Source organism: Streptomyces sp. NPDC058240 (assembly GCF_042882135.1).
Taxonomy (GTDB): Bacteria; Actinomycetota; Actinomycetes; order Streptomycetales; family Streptomycetaceae; genus Streptomyces.
Map to the genome: position 1 here is coordinate 25,191 of NZ_JBHVWT010000036.1, position 17,050 is coordinate 42,240.

18 protein-coding genes and 2 riboswitches are annotated in these 17,050 nt (G+C 71.9%); of the genes, 9 read left to right on the forward strand and 9 right to left on the reverse strand.

The window, feature by feature from the left end; translation table 11 throughout:
- Window positions 1–72 precede the first annotated feature (72 nt).
- A riboswitch (adenosylcobalamin (AdoCbl) riboswitch) is annotated at window positions 73–153 on the reverse strand.
- 100 nt (window positions 154–253) lie between these two features.
- The 3 genes from cobG (at window position 254) to ACFVX4_RS32920 (ending at window position 3,771) form a co-directional block, all read left to right on the forward strand.
- Window positions 254–1,573, forward strand: coding sequence for a precorrin-3B synthase (gene cobG, locus ACFVX4_RS32910; protein WP_389984501.1), 1,320 nt, complete (start codon window positions 254–256; stop codon window positions 1,571–1,573).
- Between the two features lie 63 nt (window positions 1,574–1,636).
- Window positions 1,637–2,263 (forward strand): precorrin-8X methylmutase, encoded by a 627-nt coding sequence (locus ACFVX4_RS32915; protein WP_266430381.1) that lies wholly within the window; start codon window positions 1,637–1,639, stop codon window positions 2,261–2,263.
- A 2-nt stretch (window positions 2,264–2,265) separates the two neighbouring features.
- Window positions 2,266–3,771, forward strand: coding sequence for a precorrin-2 C(20)-methyltransferase (locus ACFVX4_RS32920; protein ID WP_389984432.1), 1,506 nt, complete (start codon window positions 2,266–2,268; stop codon window positions 3,769–3,771).
- Window positions 3,772–3,789: 18 nt separating this feature from the next.
- On the opposite strand, the gene ACFVX4_RS32925 is transcribed toward ACFVX4_RS32920, so the two are convergent.
- Window positions 3,790–4,545 carry a cobalt-precorrin-6A reductase gene (locus ACFVX4_RS32925; protein ID WP_389984435.1) on the reverse strand — a complete coding sequence of 252 codons (756 nt, stop codon included), beginning with the start codon at window positions 4,543–4,545 and terminating at the stop codon, window positions 3,790–3,792.
- 11 nt (window positions 4,546–4,556) lie between these two features.
- Between ACFVX4_RS32925 and ACFVX4_RS32930 the strand changes: the two genes are divergently transcribed.
- A complete protein-coding gene (locus ACFVX4_RS32930; protein WP_389984438.1) occupies window positions 4,557–5,672 on the forward strand; it encodes a cobalt-precorrin-5B (C(1))-methyltransferase in 1,116 nt (371 codons plus the stop codon).
- A 29-nt stretch (window positions 5,673–5,701) separates the two neighbouring features.
- Here ACFVX4_RS32930 and cobM read toward each other — a convergent pair whose 3' ends face one another.
- Both cobM and cbiE read right to left on the reverse strand, forming a co-directional pair.
- Entirely contained in the window at window positions 5,702–6,451 is a 750-nt protein-coding gene (gene cobM / locus ACFVX4_RS32935; RefSeq protein WP_389984441.1) for a precorrin-4 C(11)-methyltransferase, read from the reverse strand.
- Window positions 6,448–7,749, reverse strand: a complete 1,302-nt coding sequence (cbiE, locus tag ACFVX4_RS32940; protein ID WP_389984444.1) for a precorrin-6y C5,15-methyltransferase (decarboxylating) subunit CbiE — start codon at window positions 7,747–7,749, stop codon at window positions 6,448–6,450. Before cbiE ends, cobM begins: the two co-directional genes overlap by 4 nt.
- A 136-nt stretch (window positions 7,750–7,885) precedes the next feature.
- Between cbiE and tsaD the strand changes: the two genes are divergently transcribed.
- On the forward strand, window positions 7,886–8,956 hold the full coding sequence (gene tsaD, locus ACFVX4_RS32945) for a tRNA (adenosine(37)-N6)-threonylcarbamoyltransferase complex transferase subunit TsaD (RefSeq protein WP_389984447.1): 1,071 nt from the start codon (window positions 7,886–7,888) through the stop codon (window positions 8,954–8,956).
- A 28-nt stretch (window positions 8,957–8,984) separates the two neighbouring features.
- Here tsaD and ACFVX4_RS32950 read toward each other — a convergent pair whose 3' ends face one another.
- The 3 genes from ACFVX4_RS32950 to ACFVX4_RS32960 are packed head-to-tail and all read right to left on the reverse strand — an operon-like array spanning window position 8,985 to window position 11,917.
- Window positions 8,985–10,007, reverse strand: a complete 1,023-nt coding sequence (locus tag ACFVX4_RS32950; protein ID WP_389984450.1) for an ABC transporter substrate-binding protein — start codon at window positions 10,005–10,007, stop codon at window positions 8,985–8,987.
- 15 nt (window positions 10,008–10,022) lie between these two features.
- A complete protein-coding gene (locus ACFVX4_RS32955; protein WP_389984453.1) occupies window positions 10,023–10,808 on the reverse strand; it encodes an ABC transporter ATP-binding protein in 786 nt (261 codons plus the stop codon).
- A complete protein-coding gene (locus ACFVX4_RS32960; protein ID WP_389984456.1) occupies window positions 10,808–11,917 on the reverse strand; it encodes a FecCD family ABC transporter permease in 1,110 nt (369 codons plus the stop codon). Before ACFVX4_RS32960 ends, ACFVX4_RS32955 begins: the two co-directional genes overlap by 1 nt.
- Before the next feature lie 101 nt (window positions 11,918–12,018).
- A riboswitch (cobalamin riboswitch) is annotated at window positions 12,019–12,178 on the reverse strand.
- A 51-nt stretch (window positions 12,179–12,229) separates the two neighbouring features.
- On the opposite strand from ACFVX4_RS32960, the gene ACFVX4_RS32965 reads away from it, so the two are divergent.
- Window positions 12,230–12,508 (forward strand): hypothetical protein, encoded by a 279-nt coding sequence (locus ACFVX4_RS32965; protein ID WP_389984458.1) that lies wholly within the window; start codon window positions 12,230–12,232, stop codon window positions 12,506–12,508.
- 82 nt (window positions 12,509–12,590) lie between these two features.
- Here the strand turns inward: ACFVX4_RS32965 and ACFVX4_RS32970 are convergent, their stop codons facing one another.
- Complete coding sequence (locus tag ACFVX4_RS32970) at window positions 12,591–13,388, reverse strand: hypothetical protein (RefSeq protein WP_389984461.1); 798 nt, start codon at window positions 13,386–13,388, stop codon at window positions 12,591–12,593.
- Window positions 13,389–13,460: 72 nt separating this feature from the next.
- Here ACFVX4_RS32970 and ACFVX4_RS32975 point away from each other — a divergent pair, with 72 nt between their 5' ends.
- The gene (locus ACFVX4_RS32975; RefSeq protein WP_389984504.1) at window positions 13,461–13,961 is read left to right on the forward strand and encodes a hypothetical protein; all 501 of its coding nucleotides are present in this window, start codon (window positions 13,461–13,463) and stop codon (window positions 13,959–13,961) included.
- 142 nt (window positions 13,962–14,103) lie between these two features.
- Here the strand turns inward: ACFVX4_RS32975 and ACFVX4_RS32980 are convergent, their stop codons facing one another.
- Window positions 14,104–14,751, reverse strand: coding sequence for a GntR family transcriptional regulator (locus ACFVX4_RS32980; protein WP_385330115.1), 648 nt, complete (start codon window positions 14,749–14,751; stop codon window positions 14,104–14,106).
- 61 nt (window positions 14,752–14,812) lie between these two features.
- Window positions 14,813–15,721, reverse strand: coding sequence for a transcriptional regulator CynR (gene cynR, locus ACFVX4_RS32985; RefSeq protein WP_389984464.1), 909 nt, complete (start codon window positions 15,719–15,721; stop codon window positions 14,813–14,815).
- 135 nt (window positions 15,722–15,856) lie between these two features.
- Between cynR and ACFVX4_RS32990 the strand changes: the two genes are divergently transcribed.
- On the forward strand, window positions 15,857–16,456 hold the full coding sequence (locus ACFVX4_RS32990) for a carbonic anhydrase (protein WP_389984467.1): 600 nt from the start codon (window positions 15,857–15,859) through the stop codon (window positions 16,454–16,456).
- Window positions 16,457–16,529: 73 nt separating this feature from the next.
- The gene (gene cynS / locus ACFVX4_RS32995) at window positions 16,530–17,000 is read left to right on the forward strand and encodes a cyanase (protein ID WP_389984470.1); all 471 of its coding nucleotides are present in this window, start codon (window positions 16,530–16,532) and stop codon (window positions 16,998–17,000) included.
- Window positions 17,001–17,050: the final 50 nt, after the last annotated feature.

The window sequence follows — 17,050 nt, forward strand, 5'->3', positions numbered from 1 at the left end:
TCCTCGGGGTGTCCACGCCCCGGGCGGTGTCGGAATGAAGCTCCCCGCTCGAACGGATCCGAGCGTGTGGGGAAGGGAGTTCCTGACTTGCCCGGCCGTGGCCGGACTCACAGTGGCGGGACCGTGCCGGACTTGCACCGGACTTCCTCCCCTGTCGCCGTCTGTGGCGACGACGTGCCGGATGGCCCGTCACTAGGCATAGTAAGGGCCGGTCAACCGATGGAGGACATACGGATCTGGTCAGATGGTCGGTATGCTCGCCGCCATGCCCCGACCTGCCACTTCGCCTTCACCGCCGGGAGACGCGTCTCCCCGGGACCGCGGTGACGCCTGCCCCGGCACGCTGCGGCTGCACCGGGCGGACGACGGCGCTCTGGCCCGCGTCCGTGTTCCCGGCGGTCTGCTGACCGCGGTGCAGGCGGACGCCCTGGGGGCGTTGGCGGGGAGCCTGGGCGATGGTGAGTTGCATCTCACTTCGCGCGGCAATGTCCAGTTGCGCGGGCTGGGCCCGGACTGCGGAGGCGAACTGGCCGACAGGCTGGGCGAGGCGGGGCTGCTGCCCTCCGCGCGCCACGAGCGGATACGCAACATCGTGGCGTCGCCGCTCTCGGGGCTCGACGGCCGCGGCGCACGGGACGTCGGCCCCTGGCTGTCCGCGCTGGACGCGCTGTTGTGCGCGGGCGACCGGACGGCGGGCCTCTCGGGCAGGTTCCTGTTCGTGCTCGACGACGGCCGTGGCGATGTGGACACGCTGGGCGGCGACGTGACATTGCTGGCGCAGGGCGACGGAACGGCGCTGCTGCGGATCGGCATGGCCAGGACCGCAGTACGGATACCGGGCGCGCAGGCGCCGCAGGCCGCCCTCCTGGCGGCCGGGACCTTCCTGGATCAGGCGTCGGGCACCGGTGCCTGGCGCGTGTCGGACCTGCCCGGCGGTGCCGGATCCCTCTTCGACGAGGTCGTACGACGGTTGCGGGCGACGGGTACCGGCACCACTTCCACCGAGGACCGTGCCTGCCCGCGGAGCTCGGACGGCCCCGCCCCCGGCGTCGTGACCGGCCCGCACGACGGGGCCGCGCTGTCCGTCGGCATCCCCCTGGGGCGCGTCGACCCGACGCAGTGGCGGTCGTTGACGGACACGGCGCGGCACCGGGGCCGCGGTGAGTTGCGGCTGACACCGTGGCGCGGGGTCGTCGTACCGGGGGTGGAGCGGCGGCGGGCCGCGGGGCTGCTGGACGATCTGGGGGCCACCGGCCTCGTCGTCGGACCCGGCTCCCCCTGGGCCGGGGTGGGTGCCTGTATCGGCCGGCCCGGCTGCGCGAAGTCGCTGGCCGATGTGCGGGCCCAGGCGGCGGACGCGGTGGGGGCCGTGGGCCCGCTTCCGGTGTACTGGTCCGGGTGCGAACGCCGGTGCGGCCACCCCCGCGGCGAGTGGGTGGACGTCGTCGCCACCCCCGGCGGACACCGGATCTCGCTCGTACGGGGCGAGGTACGGGACGCCCCCGTGAGCGTCCCCGACAGCCCCGGTGGGCTCGCCGCCGCGGTGGCCGCGGCCCGCCGCGCGCGCGGCTGATCCCGTACGCCCCACTCCCCTGTACCCGACCGTCGCACGCCCGAGGAAGAGAGCGAAAGCACTGTGCACCAGTACGAGAAGGACGGACCGGCGATCTATCGCCAGTCCTTCGCCACGATCCGTGCAGAGGCGGATCTCGCAGGCCTGCCCGCCGATGTGAGCCAGGTCGCGGTCCGCATGATCCACGCCTGCGGGATGGTCGACCTCGTCCGTGATCTCGCTTTCACCCCGGACGCGGTCGCCCGCGCCCGCGCCGCTCTGCGGGCCGGCGCACCCATCCTGTGCGATGTGGCCATGGTCGCCAGCGGCGTCACCCGCAAGCGGCTGCCCGCGGACAACGAGGTGGTGTGCACCCTGTCCGACCCGGCGGTGCCCGAACTCGCGAAGCAGCTGGGCACCACCCGCAGCGCCGCAGCGCTGGAGCTGTGGCGCGACCGGCTGGACGGCGCGGTCGTCGCCGTCGGAAACGCACCGACCGCCCTGTTCCGACTGCTGGAGATGATCGAGGAGGGCGCGCCGCGCCCCGCCGCCGTCATCGGCGTACCGGTCGGCTTCATCGGTGCCGCCGAGTCCAAGGACGCCCTGGCCGCGCACCCGTCCGGGCTGGAGCATCTGATCGTTCGGGGCCGTCGCGGCGGCAGCGCCATGGCGGCCGCCGCCCTCAACGCGATCGCCAGCGAGGAAGAGTAGACGTGAGCGAGCAGAAGACGGGCCGGCTGTACGGGGTCGGGCTCGGCCCCGGCGATCCGGCCCTGATGACCGTACGCGCGGTGGAGATCATCGCCGAGGCCGATGTCATCGCCTATCACAGTGCCCGGCACGGGCGGTCCATCGCCCGGTCCATCACGGCGAAGCACATCCGTGCCGACCATGTCGAGGAGCCGCTGGTCTACCCCGTCACGACGGAGACCACGGACCACCCGGGCGGTTACCGGGGAGCGATGGAGGAGTTCTACGCCGAGGCGGCGGCCCGCCTGGCGGTGCATCTCGACGCCGGCCGCACGGTCGCCGTGCTGGCCGAGGGCGACCCGCTCTTCTACGGCTCGTACATGCACATGCACAAGCGGCTCGCCGACCGCTACCCGACCGAAGTGATCCCGGGCGTCACCTCGGTCAGCGCGGCCGCCGCGCGGCTCGGCACCCCGCTCGTCGAGGGCGAGGAGGTGCTGACCATCCTGCCCGGCACCCTGCCGGAGGAGGAGCTGACCGCCCGGCTCGCCGCCACCGACGCCGCTGTGGTCATGAAGCTGGGACGTACGTTTCCCGCCGTGCGCCGCGCCTTCGAGACGGCCGGGCGGCTGCCCGAGGCGCGCTACGTCGAGCGCGCCACGATGGCCGGGGAGCGGGTGGGCGACCTGGCCGAGGTCGACGCCGGCTCCGTGCCGTACTTCGCGGTCGCGGTCCTGCCCAGCAGGATCGGAGCGCCGCGTCCCGAACGCGCCCCGGAGGGCGGCGAGGTGACCGTGGTCGGCACCGGCCCGGCCGGCCCGCTGTGGCTGACTCCCGAGACGCGCGGGGCGCTGGCCGCCGCGGACGACCTGGTCGGCTACACCACCTATCTGGACCGGGTGCCGGTACGGCCGGGGCAGGTGCGCCACGGCTCGGACAACAAGGTCGAGTCGGAGCGCGCCGAGTTCGCCCTCGATCTGGCCCGGCGCGGACGTCGGGTGGCCGTGGTGTCGGGCGGCGACCCCGGGGTCTTCGCCATGGCGACGGCCGTCCTGGAGGTGGCGTCGCAGGACGAGTACGCGCAGGTGCCGGTGCGGGTGCTGCCGGGGGTGACCGCGGCCAACGCCGCCGCTGCCCGAGCGGGGGCGCCGCTGGGCCACGACTATGCGGCGATATCGCTCTCCGACCGGCTCAAGCCGTGGGAGGTGATCGCTGAGCGGCTTCGCGCGGCGGCGACGGCGGATCTGGTGCTCGCGCTGTACAACCCCGGTTCGCGCAGCCGGACCTGGCAGGTCGGCAAGGCCCGTGACCTGCTGCTCGAACACCGCTCGCCGGACACCCCCGTGGTTCTCGGCCGGGATGTGGGCGGGCCCGCCGAGAACGTGCGGACCGTACGACTGGGCGATCTCGACCCCGCCGAGGTCGACATGCGCACGATCCTGCTCGTCGGGTCCTCGCAGACCCGCTGGGTACGGCGCGGTGACGGCCGGCAGCTCGTCTGGACACCCCGCCGCTATCCGGAGGACTGAGCCGGGTCGGCCGTGGGCCTAGAGCCGGCGGAGGACGTGTTCGCGGAGCCAGTCGACGGCCGGTTCGGGGCCGTCGACGACCGGCATGCCCTCGGGCACGGGCGGCCGCCGCACCACCACCACCGGGATCCGCGCCTCGCGGGCCGCGGTGAGTTTGGGGGCCGTGGCGGCGCCTCCGCTGTCCTTCGTGACGACGACGTCGACGCGATGACGGCGGATCAGCTCACGTTCTCCGTCCAGGGTGAACGGGCCCCGGTCGAGCAGGACCTCCATCCGGGCGGGGTACGGCGCTTCGGGGGCGTCCACCGAGCGCATCAGGAACCACAGCTCGTCCAGGCCCGCGAAGGCGGCCAGCCCCATCCGTCCGGTCGTGAGGAACACGCGCCGTCCCAGCGCGGGCAGCGCCGCCGCCGCCTCGGCCAGGGAGCCGGCCGAATGCCAGTCGTCGCCTTCGCCGGGCACCCAGCCGGGCCGCCGCAACGCCAGCAGGGGAACATGGGCGGCAGCGGCGGCAGCGGCCGCGTTGAAACTGATCGTCCCGGCGAAAGGATGGGTGGCGTCGATGAGCACGTCCACCTGGTGCGTACGCAGCCATGCGGCGAGCCCGTCGGCTCCCCCGAAGCCGCCGATGCGGACCTCGCCCGGGGGAAGCCTCGGGCCGGACACGCGTCCGGCGAGCGAGCTCGTCAGCCTGGCACCGGCCGGGAGCAGCTCCACCAGCAACCCGGCGAGGCGACGGGCCTCCGTCGTTCCGCCGAGTACGAGTACATGCATCGGATCCATCCATGGGTGAGAGTGAGGGCGGACGCAGCGCCCAGCTGAAGCACACCGGTCTGCGGCCCGGCTGGACCACCGGCGCCTGTGCGACCGCGGCGGCCACCGCCGCGTACACGGCCCTGCTGACGGGCGACTTCCCCGACCCGGTGACGATCACCCTACCCAAGGGGCAGACGCCGGCTTTCGCGCTCGCGGTGGAGGAGCTGGCTGCGGGGCGAGCGACGGCCGGGGTGGTCAAGGACGCGGGCGACGACCCCGATGTGACGCACGGCGCTCTCGTCCGGGTGACCGTACGGCGGCTGCCGCCGGGCTCGGGTGTGGTGTTCCGGGCCGGGCCCGGCGTGGGCACGGTCACCCTTCCCGGGCTGCCGCTCGATGTCGGGGAGCCGGCGGTCAATCCCGTGCCGCGCCAGATGATCCGCGACCACATCGCACGCGTCGCCGCGGAACACCGGGGTTCCGGGGACGTCGAGGTCACCGTCTCCGTGGACGACGGCGAGGAGATCGCCCGCTCCACCTGGAACCCGCGCCTCGGCATCCTGGGCGGTCTGTCGATCCTCGGCACGACCGGTGTCGTGGTGCCGTACTCCTGCTCGGCATGGATCGACTCGATCCGCCGCGGCGTGGACGTGGCCCGTGCCGCCGGGCACACCCACGTGGCCGGGTGCACGGGTTCCACCTCGGAGAAGACCGTGGTGTCCGAGTACGGGCTGCCGGAGATCGCGCTGCTCGACATGGGGGACTTCGCGGGCGCGGTGCTGAAGTACGTACGCCGTCACCCGGTGGACCGGCTCACGGTCTGCGGCGGGTTCGCGAAGCTGTCGAAGCTCGCCGCCGGACACCTCGACCTGCACTCCGCCCGGTCCCAGGTCGACAAGCCGTTCCTGGCCGAGCTGGCCCGGCGGGGTGGTGCGGACGAGGCCCTGGCGGCCGAGGTGGCGGTCGCGAACACGGGTCTCGCGGCACTCCAGTTGTGCCGCGCGCGCGGTGTGCCGCTCGGGGACCTGGTGGCCGTGGCGGCGCGGGACGAGGCGCTGTCGGTGCTGCGGGGTGCACCGGTCGCCGTCGACGTCATCTGCATCGACCGGGCGGGCGCGGTCGTCGGGCGCAGCAGCGTGCGCTGACCGTCCGCCCGGCCGATGCGGTCGTGCCGTCAGCAGACGTGGCGTTCACGTCCGGGCGAGTAGAGGTGGCTGTCGCGGAACTGCTCGGCGCCCAGTGTGCGGCCGACCATGATCACGGCGGTACGGATCACGCCCGCCGCCTTCACCTGCCCGGCGATGTCGTCGAGGGTTCCGCGCAGAACGAGTTCGTCCGGGCGTGAGGCCAGCGCCACGACGGCGGCCGGGCAGTCGGCCCCGTAGTGCGGCAGCAGTTCCTCGACGACGCGGTCCACGTACCTGGCGGCGAGGTGCAGCACGATCAGGGCACCGCTGCGGCCCAGCGTGGCCAGGTCCTCGCCCTCCGGCATCGCGGTCGCGCGGTTGGCCACCCGGGTGAGGATGACGGTCTGGCCCACGGTCGGCACGGTCAGTTCACGCTTGAGCGCCGCCGCGGCTGCCGCGAACGCGGGTACGCCGGGCACCACTTCGTAGGGCACACCGGCCTCGTCGAGCCGACGCATCTGCTCGTTGACCGCGCTGAACACCGAAGGGTCGCCCGAGTGCAGCCGCGCCACGTCGTGGCCGGCCCGGTGCGCGGCCGTCAGCTCGGCGGTGATCTGGTCGATGTCGAGCTGGGCGGTGTCCACCAGGCGGGCGTCCGGGGGGCATTCGGCGAGCAGTTCCCGGGGGACCAGGCTGCCCGCGTACAGGCACACCTGGCAGGAGGCGAGGGTGCGGGCGCCGCGCACGGTGATCAGGTCGGCCGCCCCCGGGCCCGCGCCGATGAAATACACGGTCATCTGTTGTCTCCTGGGTCTTGCGCGGGCTCTTCTGCTGAGCGTTCCGCATCGGTACTGATCGAGGGTTTGCGTACGGACCACTGGGTGACCGGCATGGCCTGCCGCCAGCCGGTGAAGCCGCCGACCGGCACGGCATGCGCGACCGCGAGCCGGACCAGGTCACCGCCGTGCAGGCGGTGCGCCCCGGCGAGCAGCGCCTCGGACTCCAGCGTGACCGTGTTGGCGACCAGCCGTCCGCCGGGCGGCAGCGCGTCCCAGCAGGTGTCGAGAAGGCCGGGCGCGGTCAGCCCGCCACCGATGAACACGGCGTCGGGCGTGGGGAGTCCGGACAGGTTGCCGGGGGCCCGGCCGGTGACCACGCGCAGGGCCGGGACGCCGAGACGGCCGGCGTTGCGCTCGATGCGTCCGGCCCGTGCCGGGTCGCGTTCCACGGTGATCGCGCGGCAGGACGGATGGCTCCGCATCCATTCGATCGCGATGGACCCCGAGCCGCCGCCGATGTCCCAGAGGAGTTCGCCGGGGGCGGGCGCGAGCACCCCGAGGGTCGCGGCCCGGATATGCCGCTTGGTGAGCTGCCCGTCGTGTTCGTAGGCCTCGTCGGGCAAGCCGGGGACGGCGCCGAGGCGCAGGGCTTCGGGGGCTCGCCGGCAGTCGATCGCGATGACGTTCAGCGGGTCGCCCGGTGGGTGCGGCCAGTGGTCCGCGGTGCCCTCCAGGCATGCCTCGTCCGCTCCGCCGAGCTGTTCGAGCACGCGCAGCCGGCTCGGGCCGAAGCCCTGTTCGCGCAGCAGTCCGGCCACCGCGGCCGGGGTACCGGCGTCGGCGCTGAGGACCAGCACCCGTCGGCCGTCGTGCAGCGCGGCGGCCAGCCGGGCGGCGGGGCGGCCGACCAGGGTGACGACCTCGGTGTCCTCCAGCGGCCAGCCGATCCGGGCACAGGCGTAGGAGACGGACGAGGGGTGGGGCAGGATCCTCGGCGCACCGGCGCCGAGCACTTCGGTGAGGGCCCGGCCGATGCCGTAGAACATCGGGTCGCCGCTGGCCAGGACGGCGAGCCTGCACCCGGCGTGCGCGGCGAGCAGGCCGGGGACGGCGGGCCGCAACGGCGAGGGCCATGGCACCCGTTGTCCCCGGCAGGACGGCGGGAGCAGGGCCAGTTGCCGCTCACCGCCGATGAGGACCTGTGCGTCGACGAGCGCCGTGCGCGCCGCGTCGGTCAGTCCCGCCCATCCGTCGGCGCCGATTCCCACGACGGTCACCGCAGGTGGGACGGGTTGTTCGGGTGGAGCGAGAGTCACGGCCGGTACCTCGGTGTTCAGGGGATGACGCAGCCGAACTCTACTGTCCGGCCATGATCGGGCAACGGCCAGGTGGTCACCCCCGTACCCTTATTGCAAGTCCTTCGCAATTAATCATGAAGTGCAGGAGTGTGCTGTGGGGTCTCCGGTGGTGCTCGGAATCGAGTCGTCGTGCGACGAGACCGGGGCGGGTCTGGTCCGCGACGGGCAACTGCTCGGGCACGCGGTGGCGTCGAGCATGGACGAGCACGCACGGTTCGGCGGAGTCGTTCCGGAGATCGCGGCCCGTGCGCATGTCTCGTCGCTGACCCCGGTCGTGTCCCGGGCCCTGGCCGAGGCGGGGCTGCGCATGAAGGACATCGGCGCGGTCGCCGTCACCACGGGTCCCGGTCTGTCGGGGGCGCTGCAGGTCGGCCTGGCCGGCGCGAAGGGGCTCGCGTACGCACTGGGCGTGCCGCTCCACGGGGTGCACCACCTGGCCGGGCACGTGGCCGCCGACACCCTGGAGCACGGCCCGCTGCCCGATCCGTGCGTGGTCCTGATCGTGTCCGGCGGGCACACCTCCCTGCTGCTCGTACGCGACCTGGCCCGCGATCCGATCCTGCATCTCGGGGACACCCTCGACGACGCGGCGGGCGAGTGCTTCGACAAGGTCGCCCGGGTCTTCGGACTGCCGTACCCGGGCGGTCCGGCCATCGACCGGGCGGCGCGCACGGGCGACCCGGACGCGGTGGTCTTCCCGCGTCCGCTCACCGGGCCCCGCGACGCCCCCTACGCGTTCTCCTTCTCCGGCCTGAAGACCGCCGCCGCCCGCTGGGCGGAGCAGCACCGGATCCGCGGGGCGCGGCTCCCGCTGGCCGACGGCGCCGCCGCGCTCCAGGAGGCCGTCGCGGACGTGCTGACCCGCAAGGCCGTGGCCGCCTGCGGCGCGTACGGCGTGGGGACACTGGTCGTGGTGGGCGGCGTGGCCGCCAACTCCCGCGTACGGGCCCTGGCGGAGGCGCGGTGCCGGGCCGCCGGTGTCACCCTGCGTGTGCCGCCGCTGCGGCTGTGCACCGACAACGGCGCGATGATCGCCGCGGTCGGGGACCTGCTGGTCCGCGCGGGCGCACAGCCGGCACCGCTGGATGTGTCCATCGATCCATCGGCGCCGCTGGAGTACGCCGCACTGCATCCGGTCGCCCGCACCGGTGCCGGGGCGGCGTGACGCCCGGACACCGATGCGCGGGGACGGGTCAGAGATCGACGTTCCTCAGATACGCGGCAAGTGAACTGATGGCCGCCGGATTGCGCGGACTCTCCACCAGGTCCGCGTAATCGAGGACGAAGACACGGTCGTTCTTGATGGCCGAGACATTCGCGAGCGGCGGATAGGACTTCAGGAACTTCTCCCTCTGCGCCGCGCCGTTGTCACCGTAGTCGTTGATGACGATCACCTCGGGGTCACGGTCGACCACGGTCTCCCAGCCCACGGTCACCCAGCTGTCCTTGAGGTCCTTCATGACGTGATCGCCACCGGCCTTGGTGATGATGTCGTGCGGCCCCGCGAAGGCACCGGAGGTCAGCGGCTTGTCCCGCCCGTCGTCGTAGAGGAAGACCCGGGGGCGGTCGGTACCCTTCGGCGCCTTCGCCTGCGCTTCCGCCACCTGCTTCCGGAACGTCGCGACGAGGGCCTCCGCACGGTCCTCCACATCGAATATCTTTCCCAGGTTCCGCAAATCGGTGTAGAGCGCGTCGAGCGGTGCCATCACTCCGCGCGCTTTCCCCTTGCCGTTGCGGCACGACTCGCTCAGCAGATACGACCCGATGCCCACTTTCCGGAGTTCGGCAGGAGTGAACCCGTCCCCCTCGCTGAATCCGTAGTTCCATCCGGCGAAGACCAGATCGGCACGGGCGTCGAGGACCAGTTCCTTGTTGATCCTCTCCTTGGAGAGCCACTTGGCCTTCCGGTATCCGTCCTTCCAGGGAACGGACGTGAGGTCGCCCTTGTCCTCGGGCATCACATAACCCGCCATGTGGTCCTCCAGTTCGAGCGCGAACATGATCTCGGTGATGCCGACGTCATTGGTGACCACGCGCTGCGGGGCCTTGTCGTAGGTCTTCTTCTGGCCGCAGTTCTCGATGGTCACCGGATAGTGGCCGGTGCTTTTCCGAGCGCTGTCCTTCTCTCCTTGGTCAGAGGGCATTTCCGCACCGCAGCCGGTGAGGACCAGGGCGGCGGCGATCACGATCGCGGCGGGGCGTACGAGGTTGTGCATGACGGCGGTGACTCCTCAGGAATCGGGTCGAGCGGGGCGAAGACGGTCGAAGAGCAGCTGTACGGCGCCGGTCTCCGGATGCGGGACGCGGTGTGCCCGTACGCCGAAGACCTCGGCCAGCAGGTCGGGGGTGAGCACGTCGTGCGGAGCGCCGGAGGCGACGATCCGTCCGCCGTCGATGACATGGAGCAGATCGCAGTGGAGTGCGGCGAGGTTGAGGTCGTGCAGCGCGGTGAGGACGGTCAGCCCGCTGTCGCGCACCAGCGCCAGCACTTCCAACTGCTGTGCGATGTCGAGATGGTTGGTCGGCTCGTCGAGCACCAGCAGCCGGGGCTGCTGAGCCAGCGCGCGGGCGATCAGCACCCGCTGCTTCTCGCCGCCGGAAAGAGTGAGGAAGCCGCGGTCGGCGAGGTGGTCGGCGCCCACTCCCGCCAGCGCGGCCCCGCACGCCTGCCGGTCCTCGTCGGTGGTCCGTCCCATCGATGACTGGTGCGGCAGCCGCCCCATCTCCACGACCTCGGCAACCGTGAAATCGAATTCGGTGGCCGCCTCCTGGGGAAGTGCGGCCAGCCGGCGCGCGCTTTCGCGCGCGCTCATGGCGTACAGATCCTCGCCGCCGAGCCGCACCGTGCCGCCCGAGGGACGCAGAGCCCGGTAGACACAACGCAACAGGGTGGACTTGCCACTGCCGTTGGGCCCGACCAGACCGACGAGCTGCCCCTCCCCCGCTCCCAGTGTGGCCTCCGCCACCAGCCGTGCGCCGGCGATCTCGACCGTCAGAGCATCGATGTCGATCCGCATCAGGCGCCTCCGAACGTGTAGGAGCGGCGGCGCATCAGGAGTACGAAGCACGGCACGCCGATGACCGCGGTCAGCACGCCCACCGGCAGTTCGGCGGGCGCGAGCACCACGCGGGAGAGGATGTCCACCCAGATCAGCAGGACAGCACCCACCAGTGGTGCGACGGCCAGCAGTCGGCGGTGGTCCGCGCCGACGAGCATCCGTACGGCGTGCGGCACCATCAGTCCGACGAAGCCGATCGCACCGCTCACCGCGACCACCGCCCCCGTGACGGCCGCGGAGACCAGGAACAGTTCCTTGCGCAGCCGCCCCGCGTCCACCCCCAGCGCGGCAGCGGTCTCGTCGCCCATGGCCAGGGCGTTCAGCCGACGCGCCGACCAGGCGAGGTGGGCGAGACCGCCGAGCACGGCCCCCGCGGCAATCGGTACGGAGGCCCAGTCGGCTCCGCCGAGGCTGCCGAGCATCCACATCATCGCGGAGCGGGCGGCCTCACCGCGCTCGGCCGCGAACACCATGAACGTGGTGACGGCCGAGAAGCCGTAGTACATCGCGGTGCCCGTCAGGACGAGCCGCAGCGGGGTCAGACCACGAGCGGTGCGTGCGATGGCGTACACCAGCATCATGGCGAGGAGCGCGGAAAGGAACGACGCCGTGGACAGCGCCCAGATACCCAGCGTGCCGAAGGCTCCGAAGATGAGCACGGCATTGGCACCGACCGCCGCGCCCGAGGAGATGCCGAGGACGAACGGGTCGGCAAGGGCGTTGCGGACCATGGCCTGCACGGCGACACCGATGGCCGAGAGACCGGCCCCGACGACCGCGGCCAGCACGGCTCGCGGAAAGCGCAGTTCCCAGACGATGGTGTACGCGGGCACCTGGTCAGGGGCTATTCGGCCGCCCGTCAGCCCGGCCCACAGACAACGCAGTACTTCGCTCCAGGAGAGCCCCGACGCCCCGATGCCCGCCCCGCAGACGAGGGAGACCAGGAGCACGGCGCACAGGGCGGGAAGGAGCAGCGACAGCGACACGCGCCGGGGCGGCGCGGGCCCGGCTCCGGCACGGGCCGTGCGCGAGGGCACGGCAGGCTTACGGACGAGGGGGGTGGCCACGGGCGGATCGCTTTCGCCTCGGGCCGTGCACCTACGTGATCAAAGGAGCAGCCCGGACGCGGAGCGCCCTGCGCAGCACCACTCGCAGTCCACGGCGAATTGACAGGAGCCTTCACCACCGCGGGTAATCGGGCTTACGGGGCCACATCTCGGGCTCCGCCTACCGTTGCGGGTCAGCGCCGGATTTCGACCGGACTTCCCCCGCGGGGCACTTGCAGCTTAGCGTGAATGGGTTGACGCACCGTCAGGGGGGATGGTCGGTGTGCACCGGTTTGCGCACGTGCGGCCAGGCCCTCGAAGACGAGGGCTCCGGTGACGGCGCCCTTCATCGCGCCGGCCATGCGCTCCCAGGTGATGGGCGTGCCCGCGTACAGAATCGTGGTCGGCGTCATTCCGGGGACGACGTCGAGGGCGCGGCCGAAACCGACCAGCATGGGCCGGGAGCCGGTGATGCGCTCGACGGCCTCGGCGTTGGCCGCTTCGATGCGCGCCGCGGTGGCGGGGGCTTCCAGGCTGTCCAGAACGGCGACGATCTCCGGGTTGCCGCCGCCGGGCGGGGTCCAGTCGAGCGTGGTGACGTTCGCGCCCTGAGCGGCGATGTCCTCCTCGAACATCGCCAGTCCGACGTTGATGACGTCGAGGTCGGCTGCGAAGAGGTTAGTGACGGGGCTGCTCATGCGGTCCGGGCCTTCCTGGCGATCTCACGGGCGAACTCGCCCGTCCCGTTGCTGCTGCGGGTCACGGTCACTCCCGCGGCCTCCAGGGCCGCGACCTGCTCGTCGAGCGCCGGGGTGTCGAAGTCGGTGCCGCGGACGTAGCCGACGATCTCCAGGTGGCGGCCGGCCTCCGCCGCGATCCGCTTGGCCTGTCCGATCGCCGGGAGGGTGACGCCGACCGGGTCCTGGTGGGCGCCGAAGCCGAGGACGAAGTCCATGACGACGACGGCGACTTGGGGGTCCTCGGCCTCCTGGACCGGGCATGCCAGGCGCAGGGAGGGGTCGATCATCGGGTGCGGGTGGCCGTTGGTGAAGTCGTCGTCGCCGAAGTCGAGGAAGGTGTGTCCGGTGCTGGGGCCGTCGGCGTCGAGCCGGCGGCCGGGGTCCTTCTGGATGTTGCTCCACACGTTGTCGCTGATCCCGAGCAGGGAGTACATCGACTCGTCGCACAGGGTGCCGCCGCAGAACAGGCCGCGGACGAACTGCTGGTGCGGTGCGAGGCGGGAGCACACCTCCTCCACCCGGTGGGTGTCGAGCGGCTCGACGTCCGCGTGGGGGTCGGCGCCGAGGCGGACGGCCTGGAGGGCGGCGTCCTGGCTGCTCGCGGCGAAGTGTCCGCCCGCGTCGGCGACGGCGTCCCGGGAGCCGCCGACGAAGTAGACGACGACGGGCTTGCCCGCGGTGGCGGTCTCGGCGAGGACCTTCTTCTGCTCACCACCACCGAGGTCGACGAGAGCGATCCCGCGTTCGAGCACCCCACCAAGCTGATCGGTCCCCAGTACTCGGCGCAGGACGCGGCCGAAGCCGCGGCCGAGTACCGCTGGACCATCGCGCGCGACGGCGCGGCCTTCCGCCGGGTCGTCCCCTCCCCCTCGCCCCTGCGGATCGTCCAGGCGCCCCTCGTGCGCATGCTGCTGGAGAACCGTCACCTCGTCGTCTGCGTCGGTGGTGGCGGCGTGCCCGTCCGGACCGACAGCAAAGGTCGGCAGACGGGCCTGCATGCGGTCGTCGACAAGGACCTCGCCTCCGCGGCCCTGGCGGCAGAACTCGAGGCGGACATGCTCGTGATGCTGACGGACGGTGACTTCGTCAGCGAGAACTGGGGGACATCCGAGCAGCGCGACATTCTCACCGCCTTGCCGGAGGCGATCTCGCGACTGGCCTTCGCCGAAGGGTCGATGAAGCCGAAGGTGGACGCCGCCGTGCGGGTCGCCAGGGCCGGCGAGCGGGCACTCATCGGTCCGCTGGAACGACTCGGCGACCTGCTCGACCGGAACATCAGGACGGAGATCCACCCGGATGTCCCGGACGGGATCGTCCATGTCTGAGCGCTCGCGGGGGCGGCCCGCCGCCGTGTGCGCCGCCCCGGCCGGTGCCTGAAGGGCCTCCGGCGTCTCGGGCCCGTCCGGCCCCGGTCCGGCGGACAGGCCCGGGGGCCGGCGGATCGGCGCGCCGGCCGGGCCGTACCGCTCAGCCCTGGTGCTTGCGGCGCGCGGCGGCCGCGTTGCGACCTGTCACCAGGTGTTCGTCGGCCAGCTTCTCGACCCGCGCGACATCACGCTCCGCAATCGCCTTGTACAGGCCTTCGTGCTCCTGCGCGACGCCCTCCAGGTCGTCGTGCTGCCCCAGCAGCCAGCGCATCCTGCTGCGAAGAGCGCTCTGGAGCTCGTTCAGGAGTTCGTTGTCGGCCAGTTCGGTGACCGTCTCGTGGAAGTCGGCAGCGGCCCGGTGGGCCCGTACGGCATCCCCCTTCTCCGCCGCCTTCAGCTCGGCGTCGAGATCCGAGCGGAGCTTCTCGAGTCCCGCGCGGGTGCGCCTTTGGGCGGCGAGCCGGAAGGTCAGCGTCTCCAGGGCCGCGCGGACCTCGTCGAGGTCCTCGACGTCCGCCGGTGTGAACTCCCGTACGACGGCCCAGGTCCGCGGCCTGGGTGTCACCAGCCCCTCGGTGACCAGCGCCTTCAGGGCCTCTCGGACGGGCAGCCTGCTCACCCCGAGCTCCGCGGCGAGCTCGCGCTCGACGAGCTTGCTGCCCGGCTCACGCACACCGTCGATGATCTCGTCACGCAACTGGCGCGTGACCCGCTCCGACTCCGGCTCGAAGTCTCCAGACCCTGTCATGTCCTCAATTCTCTCATCACTCGACGTACGTATTCGGTATGCCGTCCGCGGCACGGGATTCTCAGGCCGGTGCGTAGCCGCGCGCGCGGACCAGGTCGTGGGCGAGCCGTGAGAAGGCGCGCGCGGCGGCGCTCTCGTAGGCGCTCTCCCGGTGCAGCAAGGTGGCGACGCGGGCGGGCAGCGGAGGGTCGATGGGAATCGGCGTGAGGTGAAGGTGGTCGTCCGCGATCGCGTCGGGCAGCACGGTGGCCAGCGGGCCGGTGCGCCGGACGATTTCGGTGAGGGCCTGGATGGTGTTGGCCTCCACTGCGATCGGCGGGCTGATGCGATGCCGGGCGAAGTAGCCGTCGATATGGCTCCGGGTGGCGAAGTCGCTGCTGAGCAAGGCGAGTTGCTGGTCGGCCAGGTAGCTCACCGGCAGCGGTCGGTCGCCCCGGCCTTCGGTACGGTCCGTGGCGACGACGAGGCTGAGGGTCTCGGTGAACAGGGCGGTCGCGGTGATGCCGGGCAGATGGGATCCCGCGAAGGCGATCCCGAGGTCGAGATCGTCGGCCAGAAGGCTCGCTTCGATGCGGTCCTGGGTCATTTCCCGCAGGTCCAGCGTGATGCCGGGGTGGCGCGTGTGCAGCGCCTGCACGAGCGGGCCGACGAGATACGCGGTGAAGGTCGGCGTCACCGCCAGTCGCAGATGCCCCCGGGAGAGGTCCGCGACGTCGAGGACGGCGCGGTCGGCGGCCGCCAGTTCCCGCAGTGCCCGCTGCGCGTAGTGCACATAGGCCTCGCCCGCGTCGGTGGGGCGGACGCCGCGACCGCTTCGGTCGAGCAGCTGGACACCGACGGCCCGCTCCAGTTGCTTGATCTGCTGCGACAGTGTCGGCTGCGAGATGCGCAGCTCTTCGGCGGCGCGCGTGAAATTGCCGTGTTCGGCCACCGCGATCAGATAGCGGAGGTGACGTAGTTCCGGACCCATACGCGCAGCATAGCTCACACTATTGATGCGATCTATAAGGATCATGGATAGCAAGACTTGGACACTATAGATGGACGTCATGCATGGTGGATTTCGTCAGCCCGTCGGGCCGGCATTCACCGAAAGGAGTGACCGATGCATGACCTCACGGGCGGCCTCGCGCGTTTCCGCCGCGACGTCTTTCCCGCCAAGGCGGGGCTCTTCGCCCACCTGGCCACGACCCACCGGCCGAAGACGCTGTTCGTCGGCTGCTCCGACGCACGCGTGGTCCCCGAACTGATCACGCAGAGCGACCCGGGCGAGCTGTTCGTCATCCGTACCGCGGGCAATCTCGTCCCCGCGTACGCATCCGGCCCGGACGGCATCGCGGCAAGCGTCGAGTACGCCGTCGCCTTGCTGCACGTGACCGACATCGTCATCTGCGGCCACTCCTCCTGCGGCGCGATGACCGCCCTGGCGAAGGAGCACGACCTCAGCGCCGCGCCGGTCATCGCCGGCTGGTTGCGGCACGCCGACGCGGCGCGGGCCCGCGCCGCCGCCGAGCCGACTGTGTCCGGACCGGCCAAGGTCGCCGCGCTGGTGCGGGCGAACGTGGCCGCACAACTGCAGAACCTGACCACCCACCCCTCCGTGGCCCGCGCCCTGGCCGACCGGACACTCACGCTGCACGGCTGGGTGTTCGACATAGCCACCGGAACCGTCGAAACCATCGACACCGCCCAGGCCGCGGCCTGACCACCCACCCCCCTTCACCACGACGACCGCCCGGCCGCGCAACAAGGCCGGCGCCCCGAAAGGAATCCCTGTCATGACGCACGCCCAGTTCGACCCCACCGCCCGTCAGGCCCTCGCCATCGCCGCCGTCGAGGCCAAGACCCGCAAGGACCTCACCTGGCAGCAGATCGCCGACGCCGCCGGGCTGTCGGTCGCCTTCGTCACCGCCGCCGTCCTCGGCCAGCACGCCCTGCCGCAGAACTCCGCCGAGGCCGCGGCCGAGCTCCTCGGCCTCGACGACGACGCGGCGATGCTGCTGCAGACCATCCCGACCCGCGGATCGATCCCCGGCGGCATTCCCACCGACCCGACCATCTACCGCTTCTACGAGATGCTCCAGGTCTACGGCACCACCCTCAAGGCCCTGGTCCACGAGCAGTTCGGCGACGGCATCATCAGCGCCATCAATTTCAAGCTCGACGTGAAGAAGGTCGCCGACCCCGAGGGCGGCGAGCGCGCCGTCATCACCCTCGACGGCAAGTACCTCCCCACCAAGCCGTTCTGACCCTGCACGGAACGCAACGCGGCGGGCCGGGGGCGCGGTTGGTACCGAGG

What these genes read in the sequence shown, in the direction of transcription:
- ACFVX4_RS32930 (WP_389984438.1), top strand. Translation starts at nt 4,557, where the DNA reads ATGGGTGAGAGTGAGGGCGGACGCAGCGCCCAGCTGAAGCACACCGGT.
- cobG (WP_389984501.1), top strand. Translation starts at nt 254, where the DNA reads ATGCTCGCCGCCATGCCCCGACCTGCCACTTCGCCTTCACCGCCGGGA.
- ACFVX4_RS32925 (WP_389984435.1), bottom strand. Translation starts at nt 4,545, where the DNA reads ATGCATGTACTCGTACTCGGCGGAACGACGGAGGCCCGTCGCCTCGCC.
- ACFVX4_RS32990 (WP_389984467.1), top strand. Translation starts at nt 15,857, where the DNA reads ATGCATGACCTCACGGGCGGCCTCGCGCGTTTCCGCCGCGACGTCTTT.
- cynR (WP_389984464.1), bottom strand. Translation starts at nt 15,721, where the DNA reads ATGGGTCCGGAACTACGTCACCTCCGCTATCTGATCGCGGTGGCCGAA.
- cobM (WP_389984441.1), bottom strand. Translation starts at nt 6,451, where the DNA reads ATGACCGTGTATTTCATCGGCGCGGGCCCGGGGGCGGCCGACCTGATC.
- cynS (WP_389984470.1), top strand. Translation starts at nt 16,530, where the DNA reads ATGACGCACGCCCAGTTCGACCCCACCGCCCGTCAGGCCCTCGCCATC.
- ACFVX4_RS32955 (WP_389984453.1), bottom strand. Translation starts at nt 10,808, where the DNA reads ATGCGGATCGACATCGATGCTCTGACGGTCGAGATCGCCGGCGCACGG.
- ACFVX4_RS32950 (WP_389984450.1), bottom strand. Translation starts at nt 10,007, where the DNA reads ATGCACAACCTCGTACGCCCCGCCGCGATCGTGATCGCCGCCGCCCTG.
- ACFVX4_RS32980 (WP_385330115.1), bottom strand. Translation starts at nt 14,751, where the DNA reads ATGACAGGGTCTGGAGACTTCGAGCCGGAGTCGGAGCGGGTCACGCGC.